This window comes from Shewanella sp. 1180_01 (assembly GCF_052850535.1).
The window spans coordinates 1-26,282 of record NZ_VXCT01000069.1 but is presented as its reverse complement, the minus strand read 5'-3'; the positions used below and the strand labels follow the sequence as shown (position 1 = coordinate 26,282).

Below are 26,282 nucleotides of genomic sequence, written 5' to 3'. Positions count from 1 at the left end.
CCCATCGAAAGTTGCAACACAAAAATAACACACAGGCAATAAGAAAGTGTGACAGCTAAATGCCATCACACTCATGTTAGAAGCTTTATGGAAGAATGAACTTATGACTCAAGCTGAAACAATCAGCAACTCACGGCCACTAGCGTCTGAGTTTAAGTGCTGCTATTTGCTTATCTTGAAAACGAGACAATAAAACGAGTGCGACAATTGCGCCAATTAATGCCATTAACATATCTGATTGAGTGTCCCACACATAGCCTTGGGTTCCCAAAAAGGCTTCAGCGCCTTCACCTGTTGCCACGGCAACCCACCATTCGATGAGTTCATAAAACGCCGAAAACGCGAGCACAAAACACGTGACTAAAAAAGCACACCAAGCACCGGGTTTGACCGCTTGATTACGCAGCATAATTTCACGCGCTAACATGGCAGGGATAAAGCCTTGAGCAAAATGACCTAACTTGTCGTAATTATTACGTTCTGAGCCCATCCAATGGGCAATAGTGTCGAATAATGGCACTTCGGCGTAGGTGTAATGCGCGCCGACAAACAACACACAGCAATGGGCTAACACTAAAACATACACCAGCGGCGTTAATGGGAAGCGTTTGCGGGTAAAAAATAGCAGTGGCACAGCCACTAATGCGGGAACCGCTTCGAGCCACCAAGTGAAAGGATCTGCGGGATTTATCACCGACCACACGAGCACTAAGAGGTAAATAGCACACCACGCGATTTTGTTATTCAATGTTTCTTCCTCTTATGCGATATTGTTCTTAATTTAGAATATTAACTTTAGCCATCTAGCCCTCCACACTGAGTAAAAAAAGTGCTATTTTGGTGGGTGAAGGTTGTCAGCATATCATAAGAAACATTTCTATTAATTAGAGGGTACCCATATCATGGCGAAACATTCGCTGGACAAGGATAAGATCAAGATCCTGCTGTTGGAAGGCGTCCACCAATCTGCGGTCGATGTACTTGAGCGTGCGGGATACACCAACATCGAATACCATAAAGCCTCATTAGGCGATGAAGCATTAATTGAATCCATCAAAGATGCACATTTCGTGGGACTTCGTTCTCGTACCCAATTAACTGCCGAGGTGCTAAAACGCGCCGAGAAGTTGATCGCGGTCGGTTGCTTCTGTATCGGAACCAACCAAGTTGATCTTGCCACCGCCGAATCCCTTGGTATCCCAGTATTTAACGCACCATTCTCCAACACGCGAAGTGTTGCCGAACTCGTGATTGGCGAAATCATTATGCTGATGCGCGGTATCCCTGAGCGTAACGCCATCGCCCACCGTGGTGGCTGGATGAAAACCGCCGCTGGCAGCTACGAAGTGCGCGGTAAAACCTTAGGCGTAATAGGTTACGGCCATATCGGTACTCAGCTTGGAATTCTGGCTGAAACGCTGGGCATGCGCGTGGTGTTCTTCGATATCGAAGACAAGCTGCCGCTAGGTAACGCCCAGCAGATCCATTCAATGGAACAATTGCTGGCGCAGGCTGACGTAGTGAGTTTACACGTACCTGAAACCCCACAAACCAAAGACATGATAGGCGCAGCTGAATTTGCGGCGATGAAAAAGGGCAGCATCTTTATCAACGCCTCACGCGGCACTGTAGTCGATATCGAGGCCTTAACGGTCGCACTCAAAGAGCGCCACCTTGCGGGCGCGGCGATTGATGTGTTCCCAGTTGAGCCGCAATCTAATGACGATGAATTTATCAGCCCACTTCGAGGTCTTGATAACGTATTGCTGACACCGCATGTGGGTGGTAGTACTGCTGAAGCCCAAGAAAACATTGGTATCGAAGTCGCTGGCAAGCTCGCTAAATACTCAGACAACGGCTCGACCGTATCTGCAGTTAACTTCCCTGAAGTTTCGCTGCCTATGCATAAAGGCACCTCACGCTTACTGCATATTCACCAAAACCGTCCTGGCGTGCTGATCAAGATCAACCAAGCCTTCTCGGAAAAAGGCATCAACATTGCCGCACAATATCTGCAAACCACCGCTGAGATTGGTTATGTGGTCATGGAAGTCGACACTCACCAAGCCGAAGAAGCCTTAGTTGAGTTAAAGGCCATTGAAGGCACACTGCGTACCCGCGTGCTGTTTTAACTGCGTACCCGCGTGCTGTTTAATAGTTAAGCCCAACCGCATTAAGCGTTTTGGCTAAAGAACAAAGACTGAGGCGCACATATCATTCATAGATATGTGCGCCTTATGCTTTTGAGCCAACAGGAATTCCGTTACAATCTAGCCTCTCACATCGCCTTCATTTTCAGGATCTCGCTATGACTATTTCAGTTTCTACGCCCCATTGGGATCTGGACGCTTCTTTGCCTCCACTCATGCTTGCCAACTTATCTCATATGGGCCTTATCAAAGTGGTTGGAGAACAAGGCCGCAGTTTCATCCATGGCCAAGTGACCACTGACATCAGCTCATTAGCCGATAATCAATGGCGCTGGGGCGCACATTGCGATCCAAAAGGTAAAATGCTGGCCAGTTTCAGAACCTTTGCCATCCAAGATGCGCTCTTTATGCTGATGCCAAAGGATACCATCGAAGTCGATTTACCCCAGTTACAAAAATATGCCGTGTTTAGCAAAGCCACCTTAAGCAATGCATCCGCTGAATGGACTCTACTAGGGGTCGCCGGTGAACAAGCAAGCCTGTTCGTGAGCGAACATTTTGGCGACATTCATCAAGAATTCACGCCCATTGAACATGGCGCGATTTTAAAAGACGCTGACCGTTTCATTTTAATGTTAACCCCAGAGGCTGCCGCAGCTTTAGTGGCCAAATCAAAGCTAAGCGTATTTGATGCCAGCGCTTGGCAAGCGTTAGAAATTACCGCGGGTTACCCCAATCTAGCCGCCAGCCATGCCAGCCAATACGTACCGCAGATGTGCAATCTACAAGCGGTTAACGGTATTAGCTTCAACAAGGGCTGTTACATGGGGCAAGAAACCATAGCGCGGATGAAATATCGTGGCGGCAATAAACGCGCCTTGTATATTCTGCATGGTCATACTAACCTGCAAATCAGCCTAGAGTCTGGTCTTGAAATCGCGATGGAAGATGGCTTCCGCCGTGGCGGCCATATTATTGAGTTTGTACAGCGCGCTAAGCAAGTGTTGTTAACTGCGGTGCTTGCTAACGATACCAGCAACGATACTAAACTGCGTTTTGCCGACGATGAGCAATCAAGCTTAACGATTCAAGCCCTGCCCTACTCATTAGACGAAGCATAACCCTTTGATTTAATAACACGGTATAGAGATTTAAACAGAATAAAGGCGCCAATGGCGCCTTTAGCTTATCTTATACTCAAGCATTCGAGCATCAGCTTTCTAAGTAAGTATCTCGAATGGCGATCGCCTCAGGCAGGATTTCTTTAAACATTGCCACCAGCTTAGGATCAAAATGTTTTCCCGCTTGATTGTCGAATAATTCCATTGTCGCTTCGATCGTCCAAGCCTGTTTATAGGGCCTTTGCGAAGTCAAGGCATCGAACACATCGGCAATCGCAGTGATCCGCCCTTCAAGGGGAATATCCTCTCCCACCAAGCCATTAGGGTAACCTGAACCATCCCACTTCTCATGGTGAGTTAAGGCGATGCGACGGGCCATCTGCAATAACGGATCACTGTGTTCACCGATAATTTCGGCGCCGATAGCGGCATGTTGCTGCATGATGCGCCACTCCTCGGCATCAAGCTTACCCGGCTTTTTCAGCACAGCATCGGGGGTGCCGATTTTACCGATATCGTGCATCGGCGCCGCGTTAAAAATTAAGTCGCAGAAAGTGCTAGGTAAACCAAGCTTTATCGCCAATATTCGGGCGTAGTGGCTCATGCGTACCACATGTAAACCTGTCTCGTTGTCCTTATATTCGGCGGCGCGGCCGAGGCGGCGGATGATTTCAAAGCGGGTTTCTTCTAACTCGTGGGTACGGATTTTAACTTGTTGTTCGAGTAGGCGTTTTTGATCATAGAGCGCAAGATGGGTTTTCACTCGCGCCTTAACCACAGGCGCACTCACGGGCTTAGTGATGTAATCCACTGCGCCCAAAGCAAAACCTTGGGCTTCATCGGAGGATTCAGATAAAGCAGTCACAAAAATGATTGGAATATGACTGGTCAGCGGATCTTGCTTTAGCAGCTTGCATACCTCATAGCCATTCATTCCCGGCATCATCACATCAAGCAGAATTAAGTCGGGCCGCGACTTTGCCACTAAGGCTAATGCCCTTGGCCCGTCGATCGCCACTTTGACTTTATAGTCATCACCCAAAATACCGATCAAAATATCGATATTCTCCGGTGTGTCATCGACGACTAATATTGTTGCCTTTTCCATTAACAACTCCACTTCATGTCATGCGTTTGAATTCAGTGTGCTACTTTTTTAACCTAACTGAGCAATGACATCATCAATCAAGTCGATCGCCTCATCAAACTGGTACTGATTAATCATAGACAAGGCAGGGCTTAACGCTTGCCACATGGCACTGCTCACCTGCGGCTTTAAGGCATCAATTTTTGCCACTGCGCTGGCATCGGCATCATCTAAGTTCTGCCGCAAGGCCTGTAATGCCGCCCTTAAATCTTCAGCAGATAATAAATCAGCGGCTTGGGGTTCGGCTTGATTCACCGCTGCGGGTTTGGCGTATTCAATCGCATCGCAAATAGAAGCCACTAGCGGTTGAATTTGAACTAACTCATCTTCACAAGGCGCATTTTCAGTTAAATGCAACTCAAGTAAACGCGCTAACTCCACCAATTTAGCCGAGCTTAAATTGCCCGCTAAGCCTTTAAGGGTATGGGCAATACGCACCGAATCTTCGATTTGATTCGCCGCGATGGCTTTGCGAACCTGTTCCACCACATTACGCTGACTGCTCACAAAACGATCAAATATGCGTTGATAAAGCCGCGTCGAGTGTTGCACCAGTTGCAAACCTCTATCGATATCCAGCTCAGGGTGCTCAGGCCACTTAAGCAATACGGTTTGTTCTGCACTATGGCCTGCCTCACCCTTGGTGTTACTCAATATCGATTGAGTAAAGGTATCTACTGCAACCGTGTCAGATGCGGGTGCGAGGTATTTCAACAGGGTTTGATAAAGAACATTCACTTCTATCGGTTTGGCGATATGGTCGTTCATGCCTGCCCTGATGCACATGTCCCTATCACCCGCCATCGCATTGGCTGTCATGGCGACGACGGGCAAATTTGCCAGCTCAGGTCTTTTTCTTATCGCCTGAGTGGCTTGATAGCCATCCATCACCGGCATTTGGCAGTCCATTAATACTAGATCGAAATGCTGCTGCGACAGTTTGTCTAAGGCGATTTGACCATTGGTCGCTATGGATAAAATAATCCCCACTTGCTCTAAAAACTCGCTGGCGACTTCGAGATTCATCTCGTTATCTTCCACTAATAGGATACGTTTTCCTTGCAGTGGCACTAACAACTGCGGAGCCAACTCTTCGGTGCGGCGTCTCACGGGCAATATGCCTTCGCGGCCAATCGCATTCATTATGCCGTCGAGTAAGCGTGAGGCACTGATGGGTTTACTGATGTATCCAGCTAAAGCCAGTTGCTCAATTTGAGTGAGGAACTCATGATCCGCATGGGCAGAGACCATCAAAATCTTGGGCTGAGGATGAGACTGAGGTTGTGATTGAGATTGCGACTGAGCCTGCAATTGGATTTGACGCGCGGTTTCCAGCCCATCCATGTTAGGCATTTTCCAATCGATTAACGCCACTTCATAGGCTTGCAGTAGGCAGCGGCTTATCGCTTCTTCACCCGAGCGCACTGTATCGACCCTAAAGCCCATACTTTCGAGTGTAGTGCGCATAATATCTCTGGCGGTCGCGTTATCATCGACCACCAGCACAGACATGCCTTCAAGCTCTTGTTCGAGGACTAATTTCTGACCATCGGAAATGTGCAACTTAACTGTGAAATAAAAAGTGCTGCCATGACCGAACTGACTTTCAACCCCTATCTTCCCGCCCATCAGTTCGACGAGCTGCTTACAAATAGCCAAACCTAAACCTGTGCCACCGTATTTACGGGTGGTTGAAGTATCCGCTTGGGTAAAAGATTTAAACAATTTTGCTTGCTGCTGCTCAGTTAACCCTATGCCGCTGTCACGCACGCTAAAACGCAGCACGACATCATCATCTTGCTGCTCAACTAAGCTTAGCGACAGCAAAACCTCACCGCGTTCGGTGAACTTAATGGCGTTATTCATCAGGTTAATCAACACTTGGCCTAATCGCAGCGAATCCCCTAACAGATAGCGAGGCACGTTGGGCGCAACGGCGAACAATAATTCAATCTGTTTGTGGGCAGCTTTCTCAGAGAACATATCGCTGAGGTCTTCCAGCATAGTATCGAGCTGAAAAGGTACTGAATCTATATCTAACTTACCCGCTTCAATCTTAGAGAAATCCAGAATGTCGTTGATAATCGACAGCAAAGACTGCGATGCCCGCTCAATCTTCTCTACATAATTCTTCTGTTTTTTATCTAATTCGGTCTGTAAGCACAGCTGGGACATGCCAATAATGGCATTCATTGGGGTACGGATTTCGTGGGACATATTCGCCAAAAAGTCACCTTTGGCTTTACTGGCCGCATCGGCTTGCTCTTTGGCGAGTAACAGTTCATCTGAGAGCAATTTAAGCTCTGTCATATCGACCATGCTGATCACGGCCGATTCAAATTGTCCTTGAGCATCAAGCAGTGCCGACACATTGACTGTCATCCACAAAGGCGCACCGGAAGGACGAATAAAACTGCGCTCGCCGCGATAATGGTCAATCTTACCTTCAACCAACTCCTGAAATTGCGCCTTGGCTATGGGTTGATCTTGCTCACTGAGAACCTCAAAAATAGCAGTATTACGTAAATGGTTACGTGACAGCGCCATATCGGCACAGAATTGGTCATTACAATCTAAAATAACGCCTTTAATATCCACATTGACTATGCCAATGGTCGCCCCATCGAACAGCGCCTTAAAGTGCGCCTCACTGAGGGCTAACTCTTGCTCTATGGTTTTGCGTTGGGTAATGTCCATCACATAGCCATTCCACGTAAGGGCACCCTCTTCACCCAAATGACCGCTCGCGCCCGCTTCCATCCAACGTATGCTGCCATTAGGGTGGCGATAGCGAAACTCACGTATCCATTGCAGTCTGTCTTCACTCTGACCCGACAAGGCCCGCACAACATCGGGCCTTTCTTCATCAAAAACCCGCTCGGCTATGATGTCAAAATTACTCATAAGATCATCGCGATGCAGCCCAAGCATCTTCATGGCCGCACCAGAGAGGAAGGTAAATCTTCGGTCTGTGGGCGATTGCCACTGCAATTGATACACAGTGCAAGGAATAGACTCAGTAATATTGGTCATCTGTTGACGCGATTGCTCTAACTGTACCAGCGCGAGTTTACTCTCGGTAATATCGTCGATACTGCCGTCAAACCAGAGTGGAATGCCCTCTTCGGTATAACTCGCCTTACCTTTCTCATGTACCCAGCGAATACTGCCATCGCGGTGGCGAATACGATATTCCACCTCAAAGGTTTCCTGTTGTGCCAGCGCTCGGTCGATATGGCGATGGCATAAGGCAAGATCCTCTTCCAAAATCAAGGATGCGAATGTGCGTTGGCGATTCTCAATAAATTGATTTGCAGCGTAACCGGTAATCTCGGCGATATTGTCGCTGATATATTCCATGAACCATACATCCCCGATGCGAGTCCGATAAACGGCGCCGGGAATATTAGTCACTAGCCCACGAAAACGCTGTTCGCTATCACGGATCTTCTGCTCAACGGCCAGTTTTTGTGTCATATCGCGTATTGAAGCCGCCACTTGCCTCTGTCCATCAAAGGCGGTGAGAAGAATACTCAGCGCTATTTCCGCAATAAATTCATTACCATCGGCTTTTAACGCCCGCACATGACGGGCATTTGCCATACTTCTATCACGGCCTTCACGCAGGAATGTTTGCCGTTCAAGTACATGCCTTTCTCCCAATTCTTGCGGCAATAACGCCTCAACCTGCAACCCCAGCATAGCCCCCGTTTCGTATCCAAAGAGCTGCAGACACCGACTGTTAGTGAACACGATTTGTCCTAGTTCATCGACAATCAACATGGCCTCGGGCGCGGCTTCCAGTACCGCATTTGACCAGACAGCCGCTGAGAACTGCTCTGTGACATCGGTAAATAACATCTCCACCGACATTAACTCACCGGTGTCAGACATTAATGGCTGCATAAACACATCGAGCCTTCTTAAATGCCCTTGATCATCCAGCATTTCCACTTGATGCGAAGGAACATTTTGGCCTTTTAAAGCAAAATCAGTGTATTGCCAGTTTTTCTCATTGAGAGGATTGGCCGAAAACAGTCTTTGGTATTTGCGCTTGAGCAGATCAGGGGAGATCCCCAGCACCTTAGTCACACCCTCGCTCACCTGCGCTAGTTGGCCATCAGGATCGAGGGAACAATAGAAAGACTTATCGCTCATACCATCAATCAAACGAGCAAAGCGATTGCCACGGGAATCAAGAATAGCTTGCTCACGTTCGGCGAGTAATTCCGCCATTTGATTGAAAGTATTGCTCAGCGTCACAATCTCACTCACGGCGCCTTTAGGCACAATGAGCTGCTGGGTTTTACCCTGCCCAAAGGACAAGATACCCGACTCGAGTAGCTCTAAGGGCCGAGTCAGTCGCTTAGCGGCCAGATAGCAAGTCAACAATAATAAGAGGGTTAGCAAACTCAAATTGAGTATTATGGATGCCATATCATCGAGCAGTGAGCTGAATAATTCTTGCTCTGGCGCTAGCACTATGACGCGCCATTTTAGCTGCGGAACGGTTGCAATACTCGCGAGGTAAACCACATCCTTATCGTCAACAAACCTTGCCTGACCATCAAGTCCTTTCGCTTGTAAGGCCCAAAAGTCAGCATTCCTGTATTTATTTTTATCGAGCCACTGTGTTGAAGTGGTGGCCAACACTTTTTCCCTATCGACATGATAAATAAGTCGCCCTTGATCGTCTAAAACCACCAGCCGATTAGGGGCAATTCCTAATTGCTTTGGCAAGCCATCTAGCGCTAAGTCAACCGTCGCGACACCAAAATAATGCTCCGCCTCACCAAAAGGAGCCGAATAAGTCACCATCAGAATATTGCCCGCCCCCTCATCAAAGTACGCCTTTGACCAGTAGCCCGCCGCTTGATTGATGGCATTGTTCCACCAGTCCCAAGTGCCATCGGTATAATCGTAACCCTCGGCGCCAATATCGAGATAATGGAGATCGTCGCTACCACTGGTGTCGCGGTAAACATAGGGAGAAAAGAGTTTGCGATTGGGGAAGGTGTTGGGTTTAAACGCGACTGCGGAGCCAAAGAAATCAGGATTACGTTTGAGTCGATTCATCAAGACACTTTTAACGCTCTCAGCGTCATTCATATCTTCTTTGCTTGACAAAAACCCAATAAAATCAGCAAGGCCTTGGGTATTGGCTTGTGCGTGCTCGAGTAACAATTGCAGACGCGAAGCCGAGTGACTCGCCTCTTGCGTAAGGCTATGGTAGAGCCGCTTCTCCGAGGAGAGATAACTAAACCAAGCATTGACAGCATAAACGCTCGCCATGATTAGAATGAGAGGCAAGGCTATGTGGGATAAGATTCTGCTGCGAAAAGTACGAAGTTTACTTTTGTCCATGGCGTCGCCCTAAAGTCCTCGATTTTATATGCACTATTTTTTAAATAGTGCATATAAAGTAAACGAAGAATCCAGTGGCGACAACGTTAAAGTTAAAATAATGTGAAGTAATTTATTGTTTTAAAAACACTAATAAGCCGTCTCTAAGAAGCAGTCTCTAAGGTTTGATTTGGCAAGATACGGGCAAAATAGCTTTGGGTTTCGGCGATGATGATATGCCTCAAGCCCACAATGGCAATCAAGTTTGGAATCGCCATCAAGCCATTAACCGTATCGGCCAGCAACCAAATCACATCGAGCTTGATAAAAGCGCCGCCCGCGATCAACACCAAAAACACTACTTGATACAAGCGTAAACCGCGCTCGCCGACTAAGTAGTACCAACAGCGCTCGCCGTAATAATGCCAGCCTAGAATCGTCGTGAAGGCAAAACACACCAGCGCAATGGTCACCAGATACTGACCCACAACCGCTGAGCCGCCGAGGGCAAACGCCGCGCTCGTCATCGCCGCGCCCGCAGTTTCACCACTCCACACACCAGTGATGATCAGCACTAAGCCCGTCATAGTGCAAATAATGATGGTATCGAAGAAGGTGCCCGTCATACTGACTAAACCTTGCTCAACGGGTTCATTGGTCTTAGCGGCAGCCGCGGCAATCGGCGCGCTACCAAGACCTGATTCATTGGAAAACACGCCGCGAGCAATACCGATTTGAATCGCCTGCGCCACTGTCGCCCCTAAAAAACCTCCCGCTGCCGAGAGTGGCGTAAAGGCCGATTCAATCACTAAACCTAAGGCGGGTAAAATTTGCTCAGAAAATCCCACTAAAATCCACACGCAGGCCAGCACATAACCAATCGACATGGCAGGCACTAGCTTTTGCGCCACATTCGAAATGCGCTTAACCCCACCTAAAGTAACGGCGGCAACGAGCACTGTCAGCACGGTCGCCGTCAACCAAGTCGGCACCTCAAAGGCAATCGTCAGCGCATCGCTGATGGCGTTAACTTGTGCAAAAGTACCTATGCCGAAAAAGGCCACTCCAACCCCGAAGATAGCGAATAATTTCGCCATCCAAGGCAGACCAAGGCCACGCTCGATATAGTACATTGGGCCACCCGCAATCTGCCCGCGCGCATCGGTCGTGCGATATTTTACCGCGAGCATACACTCGGCATATTTAGTCGCCATGCCAAAAAATGCCGCCAGCCACATCCAAAATAACGCCCCAGGACCGCCCATTTTGATGGCCGTCGCCACACCGACAATATTGCCCGTGCCTATGGTGGCGGACAACGCAGTACAGAGCGCCGCGAAGGAAGATAAATCCCCATGACCTTTTGCCGGTTTGAATAATAATCCCAGCGCCATAGGCAGACGAAAAACTTGGATAAGCTTGAGGCGCGCAGTGAGATAAATCCCCGTGCCCACCAGCAAACAAAGGGTGATTGGGCCCCAGACGATGCCATTGATGCTGGCAAGAAAAGCTTGAAAACTCATGATATTCCTCGAATATTAAACAACAAAATTAATAAACGGAGGAGGAAAAGAAATGGCTGTGACGCGCCGCAGTCGGACGCTATTGCAAACTATTTCTAGCCTGTGCTCGACCGAGATTCACACCAGCTGAACGCGAAATGCGCAGCAAGCGATGACTCAAACGAGTGCTTTTAATAGATGCAAAAGTGCGCTATCTCAAGCAAAGGGTAAAAAAAGCCCACGACGACAAACGACAGGGACAGTGCAGTCATCCTCTCCTCTGTCCTTTTGCCTGAGCGTTTCGCGTCGCGGTTCAATAACACCACGACACTTTCGCCTTCGGCGCCACCTGATCACACTTTAAATTAAGTGCAATTGGCAGTCTCTCCAGAGGCTCGTCCAGTAACAGTCCACGCCTATCGGCACCTGAAAGAGTGCTTTGTTTTTATGGGAAGATTCGATAAAACCGTCGCTTCAATAAAACCAAAGTTGCCTCGTCGGTGTGGGGTCAATTCCCCACTCTCCTGCTACCTTCATCCGAACGGATTGTTAGATTGAGATTAACTCCCAAACTAACAGGACGCACAGAATGCAACAAACGCGGCGTCAGCTCAAGCCGTTTGCTCACAGTTCGTCGAGGATTTAATTCAATTGACTATTTTTACGGCAAGTGACGATTTATGTTTTGTGATCCCGTTTATGATCCCATTACTGGAAAAATCAGTATCTATCTGAATAGAAAATGCTTTATCTTGAACACGGGATTGCAATGCTAAATTGCAGCCAGGATATGTTGGAGCCACAGCTTGAAACACTGCTTACCACATAAGCCGCCAATGGATATAAAGGAGTTGCTCAATGGCCGACGTCGCTAAACCAAATCCTGTCGACAAGCTTCACCCAGTCGCCAAGCTTAACCAAATCAGCAAGTGCTTTCGCGATGGCGAGCAATATCATCAAGTGCTGCAAGCGGTTGACCTGCAGATCCATAGAGGCGAAACCGTGGCGCTTACAGGTCCCAGCGGCAGCGGCAAGAGCACCTTACTCAACCTGATCGCCGGTTTTGAAATGCCAGACTCGGGCGAAATCTTGCTAGAACAAGCGTCCACCTCAACTTGGCAAGACAAAGATTGGAGCCGTTTCAGGCGCAATTCCTTAGGTGTCGTGTTTCAGCAATTTAACTTACTCACGCCACTCAACGTGAAAGACAACATCGCCTTCTCCTTAAGTTTAACGGCGCAGCCGTGGTCAGCCTGGTGTGACTATCTGGTTGAAAAACTTGGACTGATGCCATTACTTCACCGCCAAGTTGAAGCCCTGTCCGGCGGTCAACAACAGCGCGTAGCCATCGCCCGCGCCTTAGCCCATAAACCGACATTACTGCTGGCCGACGAACCCACAGGTAACTTAGATGATGTATCGGGTAAACAAGTCATGGCATTACTGTGTGAACTGGCACGGGAAAGCCAAACCAGTATCTTGATGGTCACCCACAGCGAAGAGTGCGCCGCCTTTATGCAAAAACGTTGGCACTTATCCCAAGGTGCAGTCGCTATCTATGAACAATAAACCGCTCACTAAGGCGACTCCCACAAAGCTTAAGCAAACAGGACTTAAACAGACTGGACTTAAGCAAACTGAACTTAAGCAAACTTGGCTGAGGCTGACGTGGCTCAGCCTAAAGGTGTTTATCGCCCATTATCGCCATGCGCCCATACAAGCAGGAGCCATTCTGCTCGGTATCGCCTTGGCCGTGACGCTACTTATTGGGGTTAAAGCGACCAACGATAATGCCGTGTGCAGCTATAGCGATGCGACTGAGCTTTTGAGTCAACGCGCCGATGTACTACTCACGCCGCCCCTAGGACAAAACACCTTAGATGAATCTGTCTATTTCGCCTTGAGACGAGCCGGATTGAGTCAGAGTCTCGCCGTCGTGAATGGCAAAATCTCCGGTAAGAATGGTCAGTTTTGGCAACTGGAAGGCAGCGATCTGATTGCCGCATTAACGCTACAAAAATCGAGAAGTAACGCCTCGAGTGAAACGCAATCAACCACCTCGCCGCAGATGAATGCCTTACCGCTTGCCGATCTGCTGAATGGCGCACCCACAGTGATAATCAGCCGCAGCCTAGCTACTAAAGTAGCGCCCGACGGTAAACTTGCTTTAGAAAATAGCACCTTAGACGTTATTGCAATTGATGACAGTTTTGGCCTCGGTAGCGCCATCTTGGCCGATATTTCCCTCGCCCAGCAATTACTGAACATGCAAGGCCGATTAAGCTATATCGCCATGTTCAGCGAGCGAGAAAACTTACCTCAACTAAAATCCCAACTCGACGCTTTAGGGATTACGCCGCAAAAGGCCAGTTTTAGCCAGCAAGATCAAGGCCAAGCACTGATAGCGCTGACGCGCAGTTTTCACCTTAATCTCAATGCCATGAGTATGTTAGCCTTCGTTGTCGGCCTCTTTATCGCCTACAACGGTGTGCGCTACAGCCTAATGAAACGGCAAAAACTGTTAGTGCAGTTATTACAACAGGGAATCGAGCGCCGCGCCTTGATGACGGCGCTGATGTTAGAATTAATTTTGTTGGTTGTCATAGGCTCAAGTTTGGGCTTTATCAGTGGCTTGCAACTCAGCCACTGGCTGCAACCTATGGTCGCCATGACCTTAGAGCAAATGTATGGCGCCCACTTACTCCCCGGTATTTGGCAATGGACTTGGCTTATCGAGGCGATTGCCCTCACCTTAGGCGCTGCGTTCGCCGCTTGCTTGCCCTTGTATTTAGATCTTACGCGCCAAGCACTGGCACAAGGAGCGAATCGTTATCAGCAGATGCAGGCACACCGCAAAACCCATAGTATTCAATTTGTCTTAGCCTGTGGTTTACTGACCGTAGCGGCGCTGCTGTTTCCCTTCAGTCAAAGCTATAACATCAGCTTAGTGTTGCTCGGTATCGTCGCTATCGCGATCCCCTTGTTGTTGCCGCAATTATTACACTGGGGCGTCAGTGCGTTAATGCCCTTGGCGCGCGCCGGATTATGGCAATATCTGCTCGCCGAAACCCGCGAGCTTATCGCACCGCTTTCCCTTGCTATGATGGCAATCTTGCTGGCGCTCAGTGCCAATGTGTCGATGAACACCCTAGTGGGTAGCTTTGAGCAAACCCTGCGGACTTGGCTAGAAACCCGCTTGCATGCCGATCTCTATATCCGCCCACCTAGCCAGCGTATCGACACGATTCAAACCCAACTGATGCACGATCTTAGAGTCAGTGGTCTTTATCAGCAATGGCAAATTGAAGCCCAGCTTTCACTCCCTGTATCGACGGATAATCCGAGCGAGTTGACGATTCCAATTAGCCTACTTAGCCGTGATGAATATTCGATTCGCCACACCAGTGCACTAAAAGAAAGCCTACCGACTCTGTGGCAGTCCTACTTTAATGCCTCCGTGATCTTAGTGAGCGAGCCCTTAGCCATTAAATACCAATTGCAGCTTGGCGATAGCGTTTCATTGGATGCGCTTAAGAAAACTGGTAACAGCCAAGCCATTATCGGCGGCATTTATTATGACCACGGTAATACCCGCAACGAGGTGATTATCAGCCAGCCACTTTGGCAAAAGGCACAATTACCTGTACTGCCAATCAGTCTGGCAGCGAATTTTTACGGTAAAGAGCAAGGCAGTAAGATCAGTGAAGCACAGCTCAATGAACTACAAATCCAACTGGCTGCCGAGTTAGGCTTATCGCAAGCGCAAATCTATAGTCAAACTAAGATTAAAACCCAAGCTATCGCCATGTTTAAGCGGACTTTTTCAATTACCTTAGTGCTGAATAGTTTGACGCTGATTGTCGCCGCGATTGGCCTTTTTAGTGCCTGTTTAATGTTAACTCAGGCACGGCAAGCGCCACTGGCACGGCTGTATTCCTTAGGTGTGAGTCGTAATGCGCTGCGCGGTATGGTGTTTATGCAGATGCTGATTGTGGTGCTGATCACTTGCCTGCTCGCTATGCCAACGGGTGCACTGCTAGGTTACCTGCTCATCAACAAGATCACCTTGCAAGCCTTTGGCTGGACGATAAAAATGATTTGGGATTGGCAAGCCTATGGCAAAGCAATACTGATTGCCTTAACCACCTGCACCTTAGCCGTGCTCTTGCCGCTGTATTGGCAAACTCGCAAACCACTGGTCGCCAGTCTGCAGCAGGAGACCCTATGATGAAAACACTCAGTATTGCATGGGCAGTGGTTGGGTTAATGCTTATCGACGGCTGCGATAAAATGCCACAGGCTCAAAGCACTCAATCCAAATCCATGGCCAATGTGGTAGGCACAACCTCTGCTAATCAAGATGATTTGGCCTTTACCCCTGTCGTTCCCGGCTATAGATTTGAATTTCCGCGGGATCACATGGCACATAACAGTTTTCGCCAAGAATGGTGGTATCTGACCGCCAATTTAACCACAGAAACAGGTGAGCAACTCGGTGCCCAGTGGACGCAGTTTAGAGTCGCCCTAAAACCCACTGATCAGCAATCAATAGCACCGCAAGCAACAGATGTGGTTCCTAAAAGTGAATTCACTTGGGCGACTCAGCAGCTTTATTTAGCTCATAGCGCATTAACCTCGAGTAATGCTCACCTCGCCCACGAAAAATGGTCACGCCGTCATAGCGAGTTTGCCGAGGTGAAATTAGATCCCTATCAAATCCGCCTCGATAACTGGCGCTGGCAGAGCGAAACCAATGCACTCTTTCCCGCCACATTAACGGTGGAGAATCCTGATTTTAGCTACCGACTTCAGCTTAACAGCCAAGCACCACTGCAATTCCAAGGCACTAACGGCTATAGCCTTAAAAGCCGCGATGGCCAAGTTGCCTCTTACTATTACAGCCAACCCTTTATCGAAATCTCAGGTGAAATCAACCGCAATGGCAAAGTGGAGCGAGTCGCAGGCCAAGGCTGGCTCGACAGGGAGTGGAGCTCGCAATTTCTCACGAAAACGCAACAGGGTTGGGATTGGTTTGCGCTCAGATTAAACGATGGCTCGACGCTGATGTTGTTTCAATTACGAGATCAGTCTCCAGCAGAAAATACCCCTATCTCGGCATTTTATAGCGCCAGAAGAATGTTTGCCGATGGCACAGGGCGCAATATCAATTCCACTGACAATCCCAATGACATTAAGATGACACCACTTAAATGGCAGCATACAGTCAATGGCGACTATCCCGTCAGCTGGCAAGTTAAGATCCCCAGCGAGAATATCGATCTCACTATCACCCCGCTCAATCCTAATAGCGCCATGCCATTATCGACGCCCTACTGGGAAGGCCCAGTGCAACTCTCTGGCAGCCATACTGGTACAGGTTATATGGAACTGACGGGCTATTGAGTTCCGCTTAGACGGTATAGTTGCATCTTAAAAGCCCATCTCATATAGGCTATTATTTAACAATACCGTCATTACCTCATTCGCGTTCTATCATCCCGACTAAGCAATAAACTCACCGCTTAAATTTCAAACTGAGAGTTAGATCACTCGCAAAACTTTGATCCGGATCGACTATCGCTTGCAATACCTCTTGTGAGGTATACCCACATTTTTTATCAGGTCTAGACTCGCCAGTATCAGCACTCGGTTGCTCTCCTTTTTAATATTAAGCAAGCGAGTTAACACCACTACAGGTCAGCCCTTATGAGTCAGGAATACCACGTCACCAGCCTTGTGGTGCATGCCGCACCTAAAGTCTTACAGCAGGTTGAAGCCAGTATCCGCTCATTAATGGGCGCCGATATTCATGCGGTTACGCCCGAAGGGAAATTGGTTGTCACCCTCGAAGGGAGTAGCCAAAGGGCGATACTCGACAATATTGAAGCCATCAATGCCCTGTCCGGCGTGTTATCTGCCAGTTTGATTTACCACCAAGTCGCACCTTTAGAACAAGAGAGTGAGGAAAGATTATGAGCATAAGCCGCCGCGAGTTTCTCAAGGCCAACGCAGCGGTTGCCGCCGCAACAGCCGTTGGCGTCACGCTTCCCATTAAAATGGTTAAAGCCGCCGAACAGCCAGACAATATCAAATGGGATAAAGCCCCTTGCCGCTTCTGCGGTGTGGGGTGTAGTGTATTAGTCGGCACCCAAGCGGGTAAAGTGGTCGCCACTAAGGGCGATCCTGAGAGTCCAGTCAACCGTGGCCTTAACTGTATTAAAGGTTATTTCCTATCAAAAATCATGTACGGCAAGGACAGATTAACAACGCCATTGCTGCGGATGAAAGACGGTAAATACCATAAAGAAGGTGAGTTCACCCCAGTCAGCTGGGATGTGGCCTTCGATACTATGGCCGCGAAATGGAAACACAGTCTAGCCACCAAAGGTCCGGCGTCAGTGGGTATGTTTGGCTCCGGCCAATGGACTATTTGGGAAGGCTACGCCGCCTCTAAACTCCATAAAGCAGGTTTTCTAACGAACAATATCGACCCTAATGCGCGCCACTGCATGGCCTCTGCAGTTGGCGGCTTTATGCGCACCTTCGGTATCGATGAGCCCATGGGGTGTTATGACGATTTAGAAGCCGCCGATCAGTTTGTGCTTTGGGGCGCGAACATGGCCGAGATGCACCCAATTCTATGGGCACGTTTATCCGATAGACGTTTAAGCAGTCCAACTTGTCGCGTGCATGTGCTGTCGACCTTTGAAAATCGCAGCTTCGATTTAGCCGATAATCCTATGGTGTTCCGCCCGCAATCGGACTTAGTGATCCTCAACTTTATTGCCAATTACATTATTCAAAATAACGCGGTTAATACTGACTTTGTCACTAAACACACTAAGTTTGCCTTAGGCGTTGACGATATCGGCTATGGCCTGCGTCCAGACCATCCATTAGAGAAAAAAGCTAAAAATCCAGGCAATGGTAAATCGACACCGATTAGCTTTGATGAGTACGCCAAGTTTGTCAGCACTTATACGCTGGAATACGCAGCTAAGATGAGTGGTGTGGAGCCCGAGAAATTAGAAACACTAGCCAAGGCCTATGCCGATCCTAAGGTTAAAGTGATGAGTCTGTGGACCATGGGCATTAACCAACACGTTCGCGGCGTGTGGGCAAACAACATGCTCTACAACATCCACTTACTCACGGGCAAAATTGCTACACCGGGTAACAGTCCATTCTCATTAACAGGTCAACCTTCAGCTTGCGGGACTGCCCGTGAAGTGGGGACGTTCGCCCATCGTTTACCTGCCGATATGGAAGTGACCAACGACAAGCACCGCGCCATTACCGAAAAACTATGGCAAGTGCCTGAAGGGACTATTCCCGCCAAACCTGGCTACCATGCCGTACTCCAGAGCCGTATGCTCAAAGATGGCAAGCTCAACTGCTACTGGACCATGTGCACCAACAACATGCAGGCGGGTCCCAACATCAACGATGAAATTTATCCGGGTTTCCGCAATCCAGAAAACTTTATAGTGGTTTCAGATCCCTATCCAACCATCACGGCCATGGCGGCGGATTTAATTTTGCCAACCGCTATGTGGGTCGAAAAAGAAGGCGCTTACGGCAACGCCGAGCGCCGTACTCATATGTGGCACCAACAGGTTAAAGCCCCCGAAGGCGCGACCTCAGATCTGTGGCAATTAGTCGAGTTTTCGAAACGATTCAAAGTCTCCGAAGTCTGGCCAGCTGAGTTGATAGCTAAGCAACCAGAATATGCGGATAAAACCTTATATGAAGTGCTATTCGCCAACGGCGTGATCGACAAGTTCCCCGCATCGGATTGCAAAGCAGATCTCAACGATGAGAGCGAGCACTTTGGTTTCTATCTGCAAAAAGGCATTTTTGAAGAATATGCCACATTCGGCCGTGGCCACGGCCATGATCTAGCCGACTTTGACCGTTACCACGAAACCCGTGGCCTGCGCTGGCCAGTCGTTGATGGCAAAGAAACCCTGCGCCGTTTCGTTGAGGGAAGCGATCCTTATGTCAAAGCGGGTGAAGGCTTTAAATTCTATGGCAAACCCGATGGTAAAGCGGTGATCTTCGCCCTACCTTACGAGCCCGCCGCCGAAGAGCCGAATGAAGAGTACGATTTGTGGATGTCGACCGGCCGCGTGTTAGAGCACTGGCACACAGGCTCGATGACAGCGCGCGTACCCGAACTTTACCGCGCTTTTCCCGACGCGCAGATTTTTATGCACCCAGAAGATGCCAAAGCCCGCGGCGTACAACGCGGCGATGAAGTCATAGTCGCATCACCACGCGGTAAAGTAAAAACCCGTGTCGAGACCAAAGGCCGTAACAAACCGCCACGCGGCGTGGTATTTATGCCTTTCTTCGATGCGCGACAGTTAGTCAACAAACTGATATTGGATGCGACCGACCCCCTGTCAAAAGAAACTGACTTTAAAAAATGCCCAGTGAAGGTCTTCAAGGCGGAGAATAACCAATGAGAAAAATACTCACCTTAACAGCGTTACTTATCGGCATAGCGGGTTGTTCCGATCAGCCTGCCTACACCAACGTAGCACCAGTTAATATTCAATCCCTCGCAGGAAACATGGCGATCACCGACATTCGCCCAGCTGATGCGATGGCGATTTATCCCAGTCGCGGCACCGCCATTGAGCGCAGCTTTAGCGAGCAACCACCGCTCATCCCACATAAAGACGATTACAAGATCACCTTAGATAAAAATGGCTGTCTAAGCTGCCATAGTTTGGACAAGGCAAAACGCATGAAAGCCACGCCTGTCGCTAAGTCCCATGTGATTGACGATAAAGGCACAGTTAACGGGCATAACTATTTCTGTACTCAATGCCACGTCGCTCAAGCCGAAAACAAACAAGCACTCGTGGAGAATCAGTTCTCCGACAAGTAAATCACCTTCCCCTGCAAAGCCAAGCCACCCGAATTTATGAGGGTGGCTTTTTGCTATTTAAGCATCCAATCCTAATGAGTTGGCTTAGAGCCAGTAATGAGTATTCAAGTAAACATAAGACTAAACGTCTATCGCTGGCTCAGCATCCGTTGTTGAACAGTACTTTCGCCGAGGAAGGATTGAGCAGAAGTTAAAAAGGCAAAGTGAGAATCGAGGGAAATGAAAATATGAGCAGAATCTAAAACGCAGACAAGAAAAACCCAGCCTAGGCTGGGTTTACTTGTTGTTTTGCTTTATGCAAATCACCCGCTGGAGCCGTTTTAGTTACTTGCGCCGCTTTTGTTTTTTGCACATCTTTTGCCACAGGCATAGCCGCCTGCCACAAAGCACCTACCCACAGACTTGAACTTGATTTCATCGGTATTCCCCTGTTTTGTTAACAAGGTCAAAGTAATACTTAGGCCATCATTAGTAAAATGAATAAATTCCATAATATGGATTCCATTTGAGCATGAACATACCAATCAAGACCTTACAGTGTTTTCTGACCCTAGTGGAAACTGAAAACTTTACCCGCGCCGCGCAGAAATGTTTTATCACTCAGCCGACACTGAGCAAAATCATCCAAAGACTCGAGGAGAGCCTAGGGGAAACCTTGCTGATCCGAAATAACCAAAAGGTTGAGCTCACTCAGGCGGGGCAGCTATTTGAGCACAGTGCACGGGAAATCCTCGGCCAATGGCATAGATTGCAGGAGGACATGAGTAACCTCAGCGGTCTCAAATCGGGACGATTACGACTGGGTGTGTGCCCTATGATGAGCAGCCTTATCATAGGTTTGCTCACTAGCTACCGTAAACGTTATCCAGGGGTTGAGCTACACATGTATGAATACGGCGGATTCGGCTGCGAGCAAGCCCTGCTCAATAACAGTCTCGATATTGCCTTTACCGCGCTACCCACAACCCATGAGACTGAACTCGTCAACCAACCCCTGACTAAGTACCCTTTACTCGCATGCCTGCCTGAGGGGCATCCCTTAGCCGAAAAAGACCACTTGAACTGGCAGGACTTCCAACCCTATCCTTTTATCCTCTATAACGAAGACTTCTCCCTCGCTAAGTTGATCAATCGGCTCAGCCGCAAAGCAGGTGTTCAGCTCAACATTGCCTTTCGCAGCGGCCAGTGGGATTTTCTCGCCGCCATGGTCGAAGCCGATATGGGCGTCGCTATTTTACCTGAGCCGATTTGCAATAGACTAAGCAACAGCAAACTGGTCTTTAAACCTATGCAACCCGCAATGACATGGGATCTGGCGCTCATTTGGCGTCAAAGTTTACCTTTAACACCCGCGGCCAAGGCCTTGCTCGAATTGAGTAAACAAAAGACTGAACGCTGAGAAGATAAAGCAAGAACTGACATTAAGTTAAACAAAGGGGTACGGACTTTAAACAAAGAGATCCGGAGCTTCGTCAGCCGTAACTAGTGATGACCGTTAGATCTCACCCATAAAAAAAACCGCTGCTAGCCTAGAGGCCGACAGCGGTTTTTATTAGCTAACAAAGCTAATAAAATATTAGCTTCGTTAAGTTAAGAATTACTTCTTAGCTTCAGCAGCTTTACGTTCTTTAACTTGAGCAACAACTTTCTCAGCTACGCTAGCTGGACATTGGCTGTAGTGTGAGAACTCCATAGAGAACTGACCACGACCAGAAGTCATTGTACGTAAAGTACCGATATAACCGAACATTTCTGATAACGGTACGTCAGCTTTAACACGAACACCTGTTACACCAGCAACTTGGTCTTTGATCATGCCACGACGACGGTTTAAGTCACCGATCACGTCACCCACGTTGTCATCTGGGCTGAACACGTCAACTTTCATGATTGGCTCAAGAAGTTGTGGTTTAGCTTTAGCGATAGACTGACGGAAAGCGCCTTTTGCAGCGATTTCGAACGCGATTGCTGATGAGTCAACTGCGTGGAATGCACCGTCAGTTAATTCGAACTCAACGTCTAACACTGGGAAGCCAGCGATAGTACCTGTGTTCATCATGCTCGCGAAACCTTTCTCAACTGCTGGCCAGAATTCTTTCGGAACACTACCACCAACTACTGAAGATTTGAACACGAAACCAGTGTTTGGCTCACCTGGGCGGATGATATATTCGATCTTACCGAATTGACCAGAACCACCAGATTGTTTCTTGTGAGTGTATTGATCTTCAACCATTTGAGTAATGGTTTCACGGTAAGCAACTTGTGGCTCACCTACGATCAATTCAACGCCATAAGTACGCTTCAGAATGTCTACTTTGATATCTAAGTGAAGTTCGCCCATACCTTTAAGGATGGTTTCACCTGAATCTTCGTCAGTTTCTACACGGAATGATGGATCTTCAGCGATCATCTTACCGATAGCTATACCCATTTTCTCAGAACCGCCTTTATCTTTTGGCGCTACTGCGATAGAGATAACTGGCTCTGGGAACACCATAGCTTCTAAGGTAACTGGGTGTTTAACATCACACAGAGTGTGACCAGTTTGAACGTTCTTCATACCCACGATAGCGATAATGTCGCCAGCTTGAGCTGATTCAATTTCGATACGGTCGTCAGCGTACATTTCGCACATACGGCCGATACGTTCAGTTTTGCCAGTCGCGCTGTTCAGGATGGTATCACCCTTCTTCAGACGGCCAGAGTAGATACGTACGAAAGTCAGGGCGCCGAAACGGTCATCCATGATTTTGAACGCTAACGCTTTCAATGGCTCATCAGCAGAAACGATAGCGAATTCGCCAGTTTCGTTGCCTTCTTCGTCAGTCAGTGGTTGTGGATCAACTTCGTCTGGTGCTGGTAAATAATCAACAACAGCATCAAGAACCAGTTGCATACCTTTGTTCTTGAACGCAGAACCACAGTATGTTGGGAAGAATGCAAGTTTACGAGTACCAATACGGATACAACGCTTGATGTCTTCCATAGATGGCTCTTCGCCTTCCATGTACGCTTCCATCACTGCATCGTCTTGCTCAACAGCAGTTTCGATCAGCATCTCACGGTATTCTTCAACCATGTCAACCATGTCAGCAGGCACGTCTAACACTTCGAAGTTTTCTGGCAGACCAGAATCATCCCATACGTATGCTTTACGAGTTAACAGGTCAACAACACCGGTGAATTCATCTTCAACACCGATTGGTAAAACCATAACCAGTGGAGTTGCAGCTAATACGTCTTTAGTTTGCTTAACAACACGTAAGAAGTCAGCACCCATACGGTCTAACTTGTTTACGAAGATGATACGAGCAACTTCAGATTCGTTCGCATAGCGCCAGTTAGTTTCTGATTGAGGCTCAACACCGCCTGAACCACAGAATACACCGATACCGCCATCAAGCACTTTCAGAGAACGATAAACTTCAACTGTGAAGTCAACGTGTCCTGGGGTGTCGATAACGTTGAAACGGTGATCTTTCCAGAAGCAACTTACAGCAGCAGACTGAATAGTAATACCGCGCTCAGCTTCCTGTACCATGAAGTCAGTGGTAGATTCACCATCGTGAACTTCACCGATTTTATGGATTTTACCGGTTAGCTTAAGGATACGCTCGGTGGTCGTGGTTTTACCCGCGTCAACGTGAGCGAAGATACCAATGTTTCTGTATTTGGATAATTCGGTCATGATTCAACTTTAATGAGTAGTTTAAGAAGTAGACGGAGTATGCGACAAACACCGACACACCGCACATCAGATTATTTTAGGCGCATATTGTAAATTGGAACCCTTCTCGGCGCAAATGGCTAGACTACTTTTTCACGATAAAGTCGCGTAATAATTTAAGAAAATGGTCATAAAGACTAACTAAAACAAATGAGTAAAACACTTTAGCTTATTTTTCACCCAATCAATAAAAATCGTTAAATAAACCGCATTCTAATGGGATAAGGCGATTTTCAAGGGATTTCTATCATATCGTCAGTACAAACATCGAACATTAACCGACATGCATTACTGCTGGCGCAATAATGCTAATCCTTTCTTTAAAATAAAGATGACATCATTGATTCAACTGAGTGGAAGCCATTTGCTCAGATAACGGCAAATCACGCTTGCGTAAATACTTACTTGTCGGTGCACATTTGATTACGCCCTTGTGCTTTAGCGCGATAAAGCGCGCGATCGGCACGTTCAAAGCACAACATCATAGGTTCGTTATCGGCAAGCTTAGCGACGCCAAAACTGCAAGTTAACTGCACATTGTCAGTAAATTGATAATGTTTGATCCTCTCTGCTATCCGCACACACAAGCTTTCAACTAAGGGTAAAGATGACTGCTGACAGAGAATCACAAACTCTTCGCCGCCCCAACGGGCAACCACATCAGATTCACGCACACAGTGCTGTAGCACCTGCGACACTTGCTCAAGGATCCGATCCCCGACGTTATGCCCTAGCGTGTCATTAATCTCTTTAAAGTAATCGATATCAATCATCACCAAGCACATGCCTGCTTTAGCAGATTGATCATGCTGCTCGTTATTAATAAACAGGCGATTAAAGTAATGTCGGTTATACAACTTGGTCAGGGGATCATGGGTAGATAAAAACTCGAGTTCGGCATTTGAAGCCTCAAGCTGCTGTCGTAAAGTTTCGAGCTGCTGATTCTTATCGGTGAGTCTACGGTTATATTGGCTGATAAAGTAAGTTCTTGCCCCCAACATTAGCAATAACAAACACGTCGCGCAGATAACTTGATAAACAAGCGAATAGTTAGTCTCATCTATGACAGTCACATTATTCCACTTCTGGTAAATCGTGATCCGCTCCTGCTCACTCACAGCATTTAAGGCCTTATTTATCACAGGTAACAAGGACTCTTGACCATAGGCAACCCCCATCCGCAACTCATCTTCTGGTCCCCCCCAACCGGCTATTTTCAAACGATTAAATCCCGTCTGTTGGATGTAGGAGTTAACCGAAAACATCGTTCCCACAAACAGATCGGCACGTTTATCCAGCACCGACTGCAATCCTGCTGGCTCACTGGCCACGGTAAGCGTCTCAATTTGAGGATAATAATGCTGGATATATTCGGCTAAACGATAACCTTTAGGCACGGCTAAACTACGCGCCCCAATATTCTCAAATCCTTGTAAAAAAGGCTGATCTTTAAGTGACACCAATACATTAGGCGAGCGGAAATAGACATCACTGAAGTGCAGATACGTCTATCGTATCAAGGTTTTATTCAGCATAGGGGTTAAATCACACTGCCCGCTTTGCAAAAAGGTTAAGGTCTCGGTCCAAGAGGAAGTCGGCACCAGCTGAAACTTAAGGGAGGAATGCGATTCGATATAATCAATATAGTCTGACGAAATACCCAGATGTTTACCCTCTCGGATTCCTTCATAGGGTAACCAGTCAGGATCAACGCAATAACGGACTGTCTGAGTCATGCTAACGCTAGTGTCTTGGCTAGCAAGCTTGGCATTCGCCATCGCTAAACGGTCGGCATGAGCCAGTAATGGCATACACATCAATAGCGGCAATAACCTCAATAAGTCACGCAATTCCATTGATAGTTTCAACCTAAAAGCAGACGCTCGATGGGGAATGTAAAAAAGTGTATACGTCAAAACCGCATAATACCAATTCCCATCATTGCGAGTGCATAGCGGTTATTTATCAATAGTCGGCTCAAAACGCTGAAATATGTGCCTGCGCGACGCTATAAGGGGGGTGTAGACTGGAAGAAAACCTCTTTAGTGAGGAAGCTTAACATCGCTATAAGTGACCATTGAGGCAACGTATTACTTTTTTTCAAATTTCAGATTTGGGCTTTCAGCTTTAATGAGCCTAACAGGATGCAATGAATTGATAGTGATATCGAGGATGTAACTGTCTATAAAGATAAAGCAAACCCGCAATCGTTTTGGCAAAAGTGATATTGTCTAAATGTCGAAACGAAAAAAGCCTCTACATTACTGTAGAGGCTTTCGTCTTTATGTTGGCGGGTTAATTATCGCACAGCGATGAGCTCATGAACGAGAAGCATATATGCTGAGCTGGGCTGTTAAGCAGGGATGCTGTTGGACGGGACGGCCGCGACGATT

Annotated in this window: 15 protein-coding genes, 1 pseudogene and 1 riboswitch; of the genes and pseudogenes, 9 read left to right on the top strand and 7 right to left on the bottom strand. The window is 47.8% G+C overall.

Translation table 11 applies throughout. The features are described 5' to 3' along the window. Nucleotides 1-139: 139 nt before the first annotated feature. Nucleotides 140-748, bottom strand: coding sequence for a DUF2238 domain-containing protein (locus FW758_RS22105; RefSeq protein ID WP_427650188.1), 609 nt, complete (start codon nucleotides 746-748; stop codon nucleotides 140-142). Between the two features lie 154 nt (nucleotides 749-902). On the opposite strand from FW758_RS22105, the gene serA reads away from it, so the two are divergent. Beyond that, on the top strand, nucleotides 903-2,132 hold the full coding sequence (serA, locus tag FW758_RS22100) for a phosphoglycerate dehydrogenase (protein ID WP_006082978.1): 1,230 nt from the start codon (nucleotides 903-905) through the stop codon (nucleotides 2,130-2,132). 176 nt (nucleotides 2,133-2,308) lie between these two features. Further along, entirely contained in the window at nucleotides 2,309-3,271 is a 963-nt protein-coding gene (gene ygfZ / locus FW758_RS22095; protein ID WP_012088337.1) for a tRNA-modifying protein YgfZ, read from the top strand. Between the two features lie 91 nt (nucleotides 3,272-3,362). Here ygfZ and FW758_RS22090 read toward each other — a convergent pair whose 3' ends face one another. From FW758_RS22090 to FW758_RS22080, 3 genes are all read right to left on the bottom strand, one after another. Then, nucleotides 3,363-4,379, bottom strand: a complete 1,017-nt coding sequence (locus FW758_RS22090; protein ID WP_259523451.1) for a response regulator — start codon at nucleotides 4,377-4,379, stop codon at nucleotides 3,363-3,365. Nucleotides 4,380-4,427: 48 nt separating this feature from the next. Next, nucleotides 4,428-9,782: a PAS domain S-box protein gene (locus FW758_RS22085; RefSeq protein ID WP_446446527.1), complete on the bottom strand. Its 5,355-nt coding sequence runs from the start codon at nucleotides 9,780-9,782 to the stop codon at nucleotides 4,428-4,430. Nucleotides 9,783-9,925: 143 nt separating this feature from the next. Further along, nucleotides 9,926-11,284 carry an alanine/glycine:cation symporter family protein gene (locus FW758_RS22080; protein WP_413496376.1) on the bottom strand — a complete coding sequence of 453 codons (1,359 nt, stop codon included), beginning with the start codon at nucleotides 11,282-11,284 and terminating at the stop codon, nucleotides 9,926-9,928. A gap of 249 nt (nucleotides 11,285-11,533) precedes the next feature. After that, nucleotides 11,534-11,664: riboswitch (glycine riboswitch) on the bottom strand. Nucleotides 11,665-12,121: 457 nt separating this feature from the next. On the opposite strand from FW758_RS22080, the gene FW758_RS22075 reads away from it, so the two are divergent. The 6 genes from FW758_RS22075 (at nucleotide 12,122) to FW758_RS22050 (ending at nucleotide 20,159) form a co-directional block, all read left to right on the top strand. Beyond that, nucleotides 12,122-12,832: an ABC transporter ATP-binding protein gene (locus FW758_RS22075; RefSeq protein ID WP_006082983.1), complete on the top strand. Its 711-nt coding sequence runs from the start codon at nucleotides 12,122-12,124 to the stop codon at nucleotides 12,830-12,832. Continuing rightward, nucleotides 12,822-15,491, top strand: a complete 2,670-nt coding sequence (locus FW758_RS22070; RefSeq protein WP_446446526.1) for an ABC transporter permease — start codon at nucleotides 12,822-12,824, stop codon at nucleotides 15,489-15,491. The genes FW758_RS22075 and FW758_RS22070 overlap by 11 nt, the downstream gene beginning before the upstream one ends. Next, nucleotides 15,488-16,666, top strand: coding sequence for a lipocalin-like domain-containing protein (locus FW758_RS22065; protein WP_446446525.1), 1,179 nt, complete (start codon nucleotides 15,488-15,490; stop codon nucleotides 16,664-16,666). The genes FW758_RS22070 and FW758_RS22065 overlap by 4 nt, the downstream gene beginning before the upstream one ends. A 303-nt stretch (nucleotides 16,667-16,969) precedes the next feature. Next, nucleotides 16,970-17,239, top strand: coding sequence for a chaperone NapD (locus FW758_RS22060; protein ID WP_012586855.1), 270 nt, complete (start codon nucleotides 16,970-16,972; stop codon nucleotides 17,237-17,239). Beyond that, complete coding sequence (napA, locus tag FW758_RS22055; protein WP_446446524.1) at nucleotides 17,236-19,731, top strand: nitrate reductase catalytic subunit NapA; 2,496 nt, start codon at nucleotides 17,236-17,238, stop codon at nucleotides 19,729-19,731. Before FW758_RS22060 ends, napA begins: the two co-directional genes overlap by 4 nt. Next, entirely contained in the window at nucleotides 19,728-20,159 is a 432-nt protein-coding gene (locus tag FW758_RS22050; RefSeq protein WP_446446523.1) for a nitrate reductase cytochrome c-type subunit, read from the top strand. Before napA ends, FW758_RS22050 begins: the two co-directional genes overlap by 4 nt. Before the next feature lie 265 nt (nucleotides 20,160-20,424). On the opposite strand, the gene FW758_RS22045 is transcribed toward FW758_RS22050, so the two are convergent. Beyond that, nucleotides 20,425-20,577, bottom strand: a complete 153-nt coding sequence (locus tag FW758_RS22045) for a hypothetical protein (protein ID WP_259523434.1) — start codon at nucleotides 20,575-20,577, stop codon at nucleotides 20,425-20,427. A 93-nt stretch (nucleotides 20,578-20,670) separates the two neighbouring features. On the opposite strand from FW758_RS22045, the gene FW758_RS22040 reads away from it, so the two are divergent. Then, entirely contained in the window at nucleotides 20,671-21,558 is an 888-nt protein-coding gene (locus FW758_RS22040; RefSeq protein ID WP_259523432.1) for a LysR family transcriptional regulator, read from the top strand. 198 nt (nucleotides 21,559-21,756) lie between these two features. Here the strand turns inward: FW758_RS22040 and fusA are convergent, their stop codons facing one another. After that, nucleotides 21,757-23,850: an elongation factor G gene (gene fusA / locus FW758_RS22035; protein WP_413486150.1), complete on the bottom strand. Its 2,094-nt coding sequence runs from the start codon at nucleotides 23,848-23,850 to the stop codon at nucleotides 21,757-21,759. A 440-nt stretch (nucleotides 23,851-24,290) separates the two neighbouring features. Then, nucleotides 24,291-25,745, bottom strand: a pseudogene (locus FW758_RS22030) (diguanylate cyclase). Nucleotides 25,746-26,282 lie beyond the last annotated feature (537 nt).